We start from the raw sequence: 11,397 nt of genomic DNA on the forward strand, positions 1-11,397 counted from the left end.
ATCCTTTGCCATCATCCTAGAGAACCAAGCTTTCGAGATTCAGTTGCTTGATGGCATCTCCAGTTCCAGTGTGGTCCTCGCGATATTTAAAAATGGCAACCCTATTCATACCGCCATGTTCACGGCTCCGGTGTCCATCGTGGCGTTCACGAAAGAACGCGTAGTGTTGGAAATCATGACCAAAATTCCCACTTGGTCTGAAGTGAATTTAATCACGGGCATCGCCATGGCGCCATCTCACCAGACGCCTATCGGCGTTTCGCCTACGAATCCTCATATTCAAGGGATTTCTCTCACGATTCCCCGTGACGCCATCGATCCCACGAGCCATGCAAGTACAGAAACAGAATCACTACCGAATACGTCGATTACCAATACGCTCGTGAATGAAGTAAATACTATGCTTTTGACGACCACCAGTCCAACCCAAGTGGTCGTCAGTCAATCCGCCAGTGATGAAGCGACGCTCACGGCGCTCTCTCCCACCCGGTGGAACGATGTCACCTTTGATGAGGAAAATGGTATTTGGGTCCCCATCTCTATCGAGACCACCGTAGATGGCACGAATCTGACCTACGTGGTGAGCCCCACCTCGGTCGTGCTACCCTATAAAGAACTTGTCGCGCTTCCCAAAATGCTCGCACAAGCACCTTACACCGCCTTGGATAGTCAGACTGCCGCACTAGCACACCTTCCCATCAATCTCGAAAACGCCACCGTACCAGGCGGGCCCAGCAGCGAAGGAGCTCCTAAAATTGTGCTAAGTGACCATGGCCTTTCCATCTTGGCGCTCACTTACCTGGACACAGTACATGGTCACACCTATTTTGCCCCCACCGGCTGGTATTGGTGGAGCGGAGCCCCAACATTTCTCAAAGCTCCTCCATCCGTCAGCCCTCCACCGTCAGGCCCCGCTAGTTCAACCGCGCCATCGACAACTGCCTCGCCGTAATAACGATAGCACTCTGTCGATGACGTAAATCTCCTCCTCTAACTACCGAAATGATGACGCGTCGAACACCAGCAGCCAATTGATTGTCCAACGAAAGGAAAATTGTATATGGCAGATCGCCACATCACTCCCGTCGCCCCCCTCAAGGCAGAGTTACATTCGAACGCAGACACACCCCATCGGGGAGTCGGTATCTTTTTCGCGTTACTAGCCGCCCTCACCTTGACGGCCGCAACGGTAGGCCTCCCCAGGTTGGTGAGCCAGCCGATACGGGACGCGACGACCGGAAAATCCCTGCGATTGAGCCTTGCGCCTGTCCTCCCAAGTCGCGTCCCTAAAGATCTCGGAGAACTGGCCTACGTAAATACGAAAGGCGTCTTCATCCAAGCTGGTATCGGTCCGGCCCATGAGATCGCAAAAAGCGCCTCGGCCGCTACCCCGCTTTGGTCTCCATCGGGACAATATCTTGCCTATGAAACCGCGGGTCTAGCTGACCAGAATCCGGAATTACATGTCTACGATGTAAAATCCCATCGCATTATCTTTAGTAAAAAAAACGTTTACACCTTTTCCTTTCAGCCCCATCACGACGTGCTAAGTTTCTTCTCTGATAATCTTCACTTACTCCAGTTACGCGCCGACAAGGCCATCCCCATCGCCATCATTAAGGGGCCCTTAGAAGAAAACTATATCTGGTCCACCAATGGGAAGACACTGGCCTACGCCTTCACGCAAGGTTTAGTGGGGCATCGCCATGACGTCGTCAAGGAAGTCACCTTGACTGGAACCACCTTATCCTCCGCAAAGATAGCTTTTACCTCTCCCAATAATGTCGGAATTTGGCTGGCCGCCTTCTTGCCTGATTCCCTAAATATCTTGTATTGGACCGACGGACAATACTCGGCGTCGCTGATGGCGGATAGCGCTCCGCTCGATTTATGGCATCAGAAGAATGGAGCCATTACCGCCTATCCTCAGATGCTGCCCTATCGTGACTACCTCACCTTGCCCCGCCCCACCCAATTCGCGTATATGGCCGGCGGACCGCGCACCATCTCAGGAAGTAAAAAGTACATCGTGGTCGTCCACGATGGCGTATCCCGCAGTCTGCCACGGCCCCTCGGAAAAGAAGTGATCGAACCCACCATGAATGCAAAAGGCGACGTCGCTGCCGTCATGGCCCGTAATGACACCAACGCATCGTGGAGCTTGCTGAAGAACTATACCGCGTGGCTCACCTCGCGAAAACTCGCCATCTACGCGCACCATCACTGGACAATATGGGAAAACGCCGGGACCGGCGTTACCGATCCCGTATTTCTCGGCCACGGCCTCCTCTACTTGTCTCATCATGCGCTTTGGTATATTGCCGGGCCATCATATAGCCCAACCAAAGTCGTCGGAGACATTCCCTCGTCAGGGGGATATTACGGGGAAATCTTACGTTCTACTCTTTGGACTCGGCGCTCTCCAGCACATGTTGGCTCCTGACTCCAGCCACCTGCCCTAGGTGTTTTTTTGCTTCTCCACCGGCAGTGCCCATCCGGGACAATGCCTTAATCGAGATGGAGACAAGATAAGGCTTGGTGAATGCTCCCCGAGTCAGCGAACAAACCAATTAGGCTCCATCCTAGGGTACTGTATAAAAATAAGGAATTGGTCTCGCATAAAATAAATGGGCTCCTCGATGGCGACAAGAGGATAATGGGAGACGGGGAAGGCCATCCCGACAGTAGCCTTTGAGGATAGATTTTTATAGCACTGCGGCAAGACTCGGTAAAATGCCTCTTGAGTACGCTATAATGACGGCAATATTGGCACACAATGAGGTGTTTTTTATTCACTCCTTTGAGGAAGTGGTAACTCAACTCCATGGGACATTAGTAGCCTATTGTCGCGGCAAAGTTCCACCGCAAGATGTTGATGACCTGGTGCAAGATATTTGGGTTCGCCTTTACCAGCAACGGGACCGACTCTTTACACGCGATAGCCCACTGGCCTATGCATTAGGAGTCGCCAAGCATGTGGTAGCCAACTACTGGCGCGGTAAACTGGTGCCCCAATCACTCAATGAGGAGTGGATTTTAGAAGCGTCGGGCGATCTTCTGCACCAATCACTGCTCGATGCAGAATTATTGTTCCGGGTGCGACGTCTCATTGATCATCTCCCGAAAGCCATGCAACCCATTGTGTACCGCCGCCTGTTCGATGAGACCCCGCTCATGCAACTATCTCTTGACTATGGGATACCGATCGGAACGGTAAAGTCACGACTATATCATGGCATTCGTCTATTGCAAAAGCACCTCCGATCCTGGCCGCACGATCCTCCAGAACTCCCCTTTCATCATCGCACCATCGAATCCTCATCCAGGACATTACTATCACAATGGTTCTCTTTTCCGTCTAATGCGCTATCATTCGGGTGGATTCTTCGGGTCCAACCGGACGGTTCGATCTGGTATGATTGGCGAACCCGCGTCGATCCCTCGTTTAAAGATGCCGTACACATTGGCTGGTCCGACCTGGGGCTACCGCGTCGCGTCGTCTCAACACCCCCATTGCAGTGGACATCGAGAAGCCTCAACTGGACAGGCTATCAGTACAAAGCCCAGGGGAATTCCTCAGATATTGACACCACCTTTTTTCTCACACCCCAACGAGCAGAGGCTCTTGGCCTCATTTCACGCTCTCCCAAAGGACTTGAGGTACTATTTGAAAGTGGCTCCAACCGTTCCACCAGCCCCTTGGATATGTATTTGCGTCTTGCCATAGCGATTCCCGTCACTTGGCGAATTATCACCACCACTCCGCCACCCGCTGGCGCCATCGTCCACCGTGACCTCCGTTACCTTCTCTATGCTCCCCCTGCCTCGACGTTGGCCTATAGAGCCGGTGTTCAAGTTCGCTTCTAGAGCATCGCTCGCCCGTCTTCCCTCATGAGGCCCTCATCCGGGCAGCGTCCATGCCAAAAAATAGTTTCGCGACGAGATGAAAACGATGAACCTGTGCGGGATCAAATGCGACTCCTATAGAGAATCGTCTATGAAGGAGGCCATCGCGATGCATTCTCATCTCGTAAAAAACCGACCACTACTGATTTTACTCTCGGGTCAATGGATTTCTGGTATTGGCAATACGGTCTTTCTGATGGCCGTGTCCTGGTATGTGTTAAGTGCCACTCACAGTCGTGCCATGCTCGGCTATGTTATGGCCATAGGCAGTCTCGCAGGACTGCTGGGCCTGGTTTCTGGAGTCTATGCTGACCGTTGGCCCCACCGCCGCACCCTCATAGCGACCGACAGTCTCCGCATGATACTCAGCCTCGGCATGGTCGTCGCGTTCTTGCTACACCAGTTAGCTGTCGTCATGGTCGCAGCAAGCCTTTTTCTCTTAGAATTGTCCGCTACCCTCTTCAATGCGACAGAGGCCGCCTATCTACCAGAGGTGGCAGGGTCGCGCCTCTATGAATCAGCCAATGGGGCCAATCAGAGTGCCAATGCCTTTTCGCAATTGGTTGGTCTAGGATTGGGCGGGTTTTTGATTGCGTTAGGGGGCCCCGTACTGCTCTTTTTTATTAACGGCATCAGCTTTTTCGTCTCGGCCCTAAGTCTTCAGTTCACCCATCCAATAGCACCCGAAAAACCGAAGAACGCCGCTCATGCTCAAACGGTCTTGCAGGATTTCAAAGAAGGGCTTCAGCTTGTGCGCCAAAGCGCCTTCTTAAGCCGCCTCATCCCGGTCGCCATCATGATCAATTTTGTCATCACCCCACTCAGTATTCTCGACGTGGCGTGGGTTCGCCAAGTACTGCATCGTGGGGCTCTCACATATGGATTCTTTGGGGTCACCATATTGATAGGCATGATCGCGGGGAGTGTCATGGCGCACCGTGTGCAGAAGCATCTGGGATTGAATCGCACCTTAGTTCTGTTCCTTCTCGTATCGGGGGTGGGGATCACGACAATGGCATTCTTCCCCGATTTGGTGTCAAACCTCTGCTCTCTGATATTTGTCGGATTTGGAGTAGGCGTGGTCAACACGGCACTCTCGACCCACATTATTCTGAGTACCGCCCCCTCATTTCGGGGGCGTGTCGCCGGCCTTCTTTCGTCCTTGATGACCCTTGCTACACCAATAGGGACCGCCCTGGCGGGATGGATCAGCGAGCCTTTGGGGCTGCCCTGGCTGTTTCGCCTGTCAGGCATTTTCCTGTGTGGGTTAAGCACCGTTCTCATCGGTCTACCTCACCCCGCGCCGAGCTCCGCCTTGCCTTCCTCCCGCCATGAACCATGGTAGCGATTCAAAGGAATTTGACGTTCAATCGCGAATCATTCCTCAAATCTCTATGAAAGGAACATCGCTAATGCAAAATTCTGTTCTAGAATCTCAATCCGCGCGAGAACCCCTCATTCCATGGAAACGTCTCACCTGGTGGATCCTGGTGCTGCCGGCCCTCCTGGTCGTCGCCCTCATCACCCATGATTTCTACCTTCTTCTATTAAGTCACGTCATGTCCGGCGGCTTATGGACCGGTGCAGATATCTTTCTGGGCTTCGTCTTAGGTCCTGTCTGGAGACACTTGGATCCCCAACAACGGCAAGCGGTGCAACGGCGGCTGGTCCCCAACACCTTCCTATACATGCCGGTACTGGCCATCACGACGGGAACCGCCGGATGGTACGTCGCCCAATATGACGGGTTCGCTAAGGTGCATAGCGCGATCTTTCCCTGGATAGTCGCTGCGGGCATCGTGGTCATTATTCTCACCGTAGTGGGATTAGGGATCATTCTACCTACCAATCTGAGAATGCTCAACGAACTTCGAAAACCCAATCCCGATCCTGAACGACTGAGGCGGTGGACCTTTCGCACCAAGCGCCTGGCCGCAGTCCAAGGCGTATGTCAAGTCATCATCATGTTGATTATGGCCTATCTCACCATTGCGCCATAGAGAAGGATTCTTTTTGTTTTATCACGAATAGCTACGCTGTACGAGGAAAGCCTCTTATTACAAGCTCTGCGTATGCGAGTGGTAAAGGGGCTTTCCGAACGAACGACTTGAAGGGAGATCTTACACGATGTCTACACCGCCTTCCTCCTATCGGTATACTGTCGATTGCCGTAATCCCGGCTCTCACATCTACCGCATTACCTGTGAAGTAGCCGATTTGTCTTCCGGCAAACATACCTTAACGTTACCGGCTTGGACTCCGGGTGCCTATGAAATACAGGATTTTTCCCGTCACGTCTTTAATCTGTCGGTCACCGTGGATCACCAACCGACCGAAGCCTACCACCTCGGCAAAAGCCAATGGGGATTTGATACCTATGTTGACAACAGTACTGTCACCATCAGTTATGAGGTCTATGCCTATATCCTAGGCGTCGATACGAGTCACCTTGACCAGTCACACGCATACTTTAATGGGGCACAACTGTTCTTCTTGCTCGACGAGGACAAAGATAGCCCCATCGATGTGGTTATAGACGCTCCCGAGGGATGGCACGTCTCCACTGGCCTTGATCGGATCGGACAAAATCCATTCCACTATCGCGCGTCCAACTACGATGTCCTTATTGATTCGCCAGCGGAGATTGGGACCCATCGTGTGCTGACCTTTACTGTAGACGAAAAGCCCCATTACGTGGCCATTTGGGGCCATGGCAACGAAGATGCCGAACTTCTTGTCAAAGACATAGAGAAAATTGTGATCGCTCAGCGAAATCTCTTCGGCAGTCTCCCCTATGAGCATTACACCTTTATTCTCCATCTCAGCGACCGAGGGACCGGGGGGCTTGAACACCTGAACTCCACGACCTGTGGTACCTCGCGATTTGCCTATCGACCACGAAAGAAATATCGTCACGTTCTGCAACTCATCTCCCACGAGTTCTTTCACTTGTGGAATGTGAAGCGCATTCATCCAGAGATGCTAGGGCCGTTTGATTATAATCGCGAGGTTTATACGCGTTTGCTCTGGGCCATGGAAGGGTTTACCGACTATTTTGCGACTCTTGCACTACGCCAGGCATCGCTTTTTAGCGCCAAAGAATATCTCAATAATCTCGCGGACAGTATCAAGGACTACGAAAAGAAGCCGGGTCGTCTGGTCCAAAGTTTAGCGGAATCCAGTTTTGACACCTGGATTAAGCTCTATAAACCCGATGCCGATTCACCTAACCGGACCATTTCCTATTACCTCAAAGGCGACTGAGTGGGAACCTGTCTGGATTTGGAAATCCGTCATCGCACTCAGAACACGTTCGGCTTGGACGAGGTATTGCGGCGTCTCTATGCGCGCTACGGCGTCCATGGCGTAGGCTTCCCCGAATCCGTCTATCAAGAAACGGTCGAAGAAGTGGCCGGATCCTCATTCGACGAGTTTTTCGATGCCTACATTAATGGGACGTCAGCGGTGCCTTTTGAACAATTCCTCTCATATGCTGGGCTTATCATCGAACGCACCTACAAGGATCCTAATGATGACGACGAGCACAGTGAGGCCCAAAAAGATTCTTCACAAAATCCCCCTTTACCGTGGTTGGGTATTGAGACGTCGATACAAGACGGACATCAACTGACCGTCAAAGTCTCCTATGCGGGTGGTCCTTCCGAAGGCAAACTTAACGCCAACGACCAGATCATCGCCCTCAACGGCTATGCCATATCGAGCGAAGATGATCTAAAAAGTCGGGTCACGCTTGACCATGTCATCGGAGATACCATAGAGGTGAGTTACTTCCGCCGTGGTAAGCTCGAAACGACGACTGTCACGTTAGGAACTGCACCGCCAGATGAGGTAAAGATTCGTCCCAGCAAAGAGCCGTCCCCCGCCCAAAAGACTTTGGCCGAAAGTTGGCTCAATGCCTCATGGGAGACCATTGAAGCACAGCTAAACTAAAGATAATGCAAGGAGGGCCATGCGTTCCCTCCTTGCATCTCTCTTCGCACACGGACGGATACATCCCTAATTCCTTGCCCTTTTATCGCACATTTTCGGGTCTACCGTCGTGGGGCTCCGGCACATTACGATACTCTGTGAAGAATGCCGTCACTTCAAGAAAAATCAGCCCTAATTCTATTCCGCAAAGACCGTTCGACGGCCTATGGCTGATTAGTCTATGCATATCTTGTGTCCCTTCGCCGATCCAAAGTCTATTCGCGACATCCGATTTGGGAAAAAACCTATGCCTTTATTTCAGCCACAGGACTCCTTATCCGTGATGAGGACGAGCCCTCTCACATCGTGGATATCCCCAACATTGATGGATCGTTCCAACTGTAGAACCAGATCTTGGTCCTCAGGATTCGGAAGTCCATGAACCGTTAGCATGATCGCATACTGGCCATATAGAGAATTTACTCTCTACAAGCAAAAAAGCCCTTGTGGGGCCCTTTTGCATCTGTCGTCATGTGGTTCTATGTCAGTTCCCTGATAAGTCGTGTGGCCTGAGGGCTTCCCCATCCCGTGACCGCATTCCAACCGGGAGTACATTCGTAACCAATGACCCCATCATAATTATTATTGCCTTGGGTAATCTCCCGAAATACATTCGTCCCCCCTAAGTGGTAGAGTGCGGGATTTAAAAAGCCTACCGTCCCCGCTCCTGCCGCCGCGCGCGCTTCATTGAGCCGCGCACATAGAGCAGCCCACAGTGGCGACGCGGCTGAGGTCCCTCCGACGATGGTTTGCGATCCTTGAAAGAACACGGCATAGCCGGTATCGGGATCAGCATTAGCCGCGACATCGGGAACTCCGCGCCCGGCCTTATCCCCCGACTTTACGGGTAAGGTTAAACTGCTTTGATAGGAGGGAACCGGAAAGACTTGGCTTATCCCGCCGCCCGATGCGCCATTGTTATTGGTGTCCGTCCATCCCGTTTCCGATTGAATCGAACCATCCGCATTGAGCACGAGATGCGTTCCGCCGACCGCCACGGCATGCGGACAACTAGCTGGCGCATCGACGTGCGGAATTGGCCAGCCTAGCTCATGAAGCCCATACGCACCTTGATCTCCCGACGCCACAAAGGTGGTTACGCCGAGTAATGTCCCCTCAAGGATGGCCTGCTCCCAAGCCTGCAACTCAGCCGAAGGAAATTGACTCTCGCCATCGCCATAACTGATCGACAAAATGTGCGGCGCATACGTCGTATCGTGAATCGCATAATCTAGTGCCTTCAACACCGACATTCCAAACGACTGATCACTGGTGCCACTGGACGCCTCATAGACCACTAAATGAGCCGCTGGAGCCAAGGCTCCTGCCCACTCTACGTCTAATGTAGCCTCCATATCATAACTATTGACTCCGCCATCATTGGGAGTCCCATCCACCGACACAAAATCCAATTGCGGGGGGGTAATATTCATCGATTGCCAAAAGGCCGTAACATCTTGGAGACTATAGCCGTTGGAAAACTCCAAAAGTCCCAGCGTTTGCCCGCTCCCTAGGTTATTCGCAGGAAACTGATAGGCTGTCTCAAGGTCAGCTGGAAAAAATCCTTGCCCATTATTCGCCAGTTGGTCGGTACTTTTGGGGGAGCGAAAATTAGGGGTCAGACGAGCGACGTTTTCCAATCCGACAATCCCACAAATCCAGGGCGCCGCCCAATTAGGTACCTCTGGCTCGCGATTGGGCCGATATAGACGCAAATCCCCTTCTTGGCGAAATTCAAATCCTACGTCAAACGTTGCCGATACTTCATCAAACGTACCCTTGAGCCACAGAATAAAGGGACTCTCCCTGGCCACCGAGAGTCCGTCACGCGTCAACCATTCCGTGATCTTTTGCCGAATCTCTTGAGGTACTCCATGCTCCTTTCGAAGAGCATCGACTGTCCACGGCGCGCGATGAGAACGTACCGTCTCTTCGGCCCCTTCAGCATCCCACGGCCGTAAAGACACCGCAATTTCGATGGACATCGCTCCTCGACGCGATGCACTCCATCCCTCAGGATGCATATTTGGTACTAAATGTCCCGGCATTCGCACAGCTACACCACCTTCATAGAATGATACTTCCATACTATGGTAATTACCGGCAAATGAACCCTATTGGGCGGGGATTCCCCAGGGCGTCAGTCGATGTGGTGTTTGCACCTGACACGTCGGACACAACACTAAAAGTTCAATCTGCCCGCGAGAATCCGGAGGTAGAGCATTAGAGAGTCCTTCCGACACTTCCCCGGGAGGCACCTCGTTACCGCACCGAGAGCATATCCGGAGCTCTCGAAACCACGGTAAATCCGCGAGCGGCATGAGATCTTTAAGGTCCTCTCGCTGGATAAATACTGGATCGCTCAACTGACCATGACGTAAGACACGGTCGACCGCCTGCTGACCCAAACGCTCCATCAACGAAATCTCACTATCAAAAGGATGTGCCTTGGTCACTAAAACCCACAACGATCGGGGTACGATGACGGAAATCATATCCGTTCCGTCACCGGTCGGCAAAGAAAATATGGCCCACGGTCCTTCGGGTGCGTCTCCAATGACGTGCAACAAGTCCACGCGCGGCAATTATGTGATCCCCCTTTTCCCTCTATTAATGAGTGTATCAAGGAATCGCTCTTAAGAACACCCAGGGATTACCAAAATTTAATCGTATCCCACAGATGCCGGGTCGGAAGGCCAAACCACCACACCCACCAATTTCCTTTAGGAACATCGGATGATGCAAGTGCCAGCTGGCGTTTGAGGGACAGGACCTCTTCGTTCAGACGGGTAATCTCGCGGCCATTGAGCGCCAGTGTCGAGACATCTCGAGCAGTCGCCCACACAAAACCCACAATCAATCCCAGCAAAATCGCGGATAGTACAATCACCGCCATCCAGCCGATTCCCATGTACCCTATCGGTAACATGCGGCGTTTTGGGGATTTCGACAGCTCACGAACACGGTGTCGGGATCGACGAGAAGGCTCTTCAGATACGATCGTCGCGTCATCGCCCTCCATCACAATGTCTCACCTCCATAGAGAATCTAGACACCCTTGCGAGCATGAAGACACTAGCATTGCCTCGCATACGGGATCCGTGTGGGCATCAAGGAAAATAGGGAATAGCGCTAGTGGGCGCCTTTTTGCTGAAATACGGCGGGGATCGTCTTGGCCATAATTTTCAAATCGAGGAACAAAGACCAGCTATCAATATATTCCATGTCCAATTGCATCCAGTCATGAAAGTCGATGTCGTTGCGCCCCGAAATCTGCCATAAACACGTAATCCCCGGACGTACCGAGAGCCGTTTGCGATAGTCGGGACCATACAGCTCAACCTCACTGGGCAACGCGGGACGTGGGCCTACCATGCTCATCTGCCCCACCAGGACATTAAACAGCTGCGGCAATTCGTCTAAACTGGTCTTGCGAAGAAACTTTCCGACCCTTGTGACGCGTGGATCATTGGGAATCTTAAACACCGGGCCCGACATGAC

At 52.3% G+C, this 11,397-nt stretch carries 11 protein-coding genes; 7 read left to right on the forward strand and 4 right to left on the reverse strand.

Translation table 11 applies throughout. The features are described from left to right. The 7 genes from ACOJWD_RS07670 to ACOJWD_RS07700 all read left to right on the forward strand — a co-directional run. Positions 1-952, forward strand: a 952-nt coding sequence (locus ACOJWD_RS07670; protein WP_486992638.1) for a hypothetical protein, incomplete at its 5' end; no start/stop codon positions are given. A gap of 108 nt (positions 953-1,060) precedes the next feature. Next, positions 1,061-2,443, forward strand: coding sequence for a TolB-like translocation protein (locus ACOJWD_RS07675; RefSeq protein WP_486992639.1), 1,383 nt, complete (start codon positions 1,061-1,063; stop codon positions 2,441-2,443). 311 nt (positions 2,444-2,754) lie between these two features. After that, entirely contained in the window at positions 2,755-3,867 is a 1,113-nt protein-coding gene (locus tag ACOJWD_RS07680) for an RNA polymerase sigma factor (RefSeq protein ID WP_486992640.1), read from the forward strand. 148 nt (positions 3,868-4,015) lie between these two features. Further along, a complete protein-coding gene (locus tag ACOJWD_RS07685) occupies positions 4,016-5,251 on the forward strand; it encodes an MFS transporter (protein WP_486992641.1) in 1,236 nt (411 codons plus the stop codon). Between the two features lie 67 nt (positions 5,252-5,318). Then, complete coding sequence (locus tag ACOJWD_RS07690) at positions 5,319-5,906, forward strand: DUF4149 domain-containing protein (protein ID WP_486992642.1); 588 nt, start codon at positions 5,319-5,321, stop codon at positions 5,904-5,906. A gap of 127 nt (positions 5,907-6,033) precedes the next feature. Further along, positions 6,034-7,170, forward strand: a complete 1,137-nt coding sequence (locus ACOJWD_RS07695) for a M61 family metallopeptidase (protein WP_486992643.1) — start codon at positions 6,034-6,036, stop codon at positions 7,168-7,170. Then, complete coding sequence (locus ACOJWD_RS07700; protein ID WP_486992644.1) at positions 7,171-7,857, forward strand: PDZ domain-containing protein; 687 nt, start codon at positions 7,171-7,173, stop codon at positions 7,855-7,857. Between the two features lie 518 nt (positions 7,858-8,375). Here the strand turns inward: ACOJWD_RS07700 and ACOJWD_RS07705 are convergent. From ACOJWD_RS07705 to ACOJWD_RS07720, 4 genes are all read right to left on the reverse strand, one after another. Next, positions 8,376-9,944, reverse strand: coding sequence for a S53 family peptidase (locus tag ACOJWD_RS07705; protein WP_486992647.1), 1,569 nt, complete (start codon positions 9,942-9,944; stop codon positions 8,376-8,378). 66 nt (positions 9,945-10,010) lie between these two features. Then, on the reverse strand, positions 10,011-10,472 hold the full coding sequence (locus ACOJWD_RS07710; RefSeq protein ID WP_486992648.1) for a hypothetical protein: 462 nt from the start codon (positions 10,470-10,472) through the stop codon (positions 10,011-10,013). A gap of 77 nt (positions 10,473-10,549) precedes the next feature. Beyond that, entirely contained in the window at positions 10,550-10,921 is a 372-nt protein-coding gene (locus ACOJWD_RS07715) for a hypothetical protein (protein WP_486992645.1), read from the reverse strand. A gap of 107 nt (positions 10,922-11,028) precedes the next feature. Continuing rightward, positions 11,029-11,397 (reverse strand): sugar transferase (locus tag ACOJWD_RS07720; RefSeq protein WP_486992646.1); only part of this gene is annotated, 369 nt, incomplete at its 5' end.

The sequence above is a fragment of the Sulfobacillus sp. TH-112 genome, assembly GCF_057473405.1.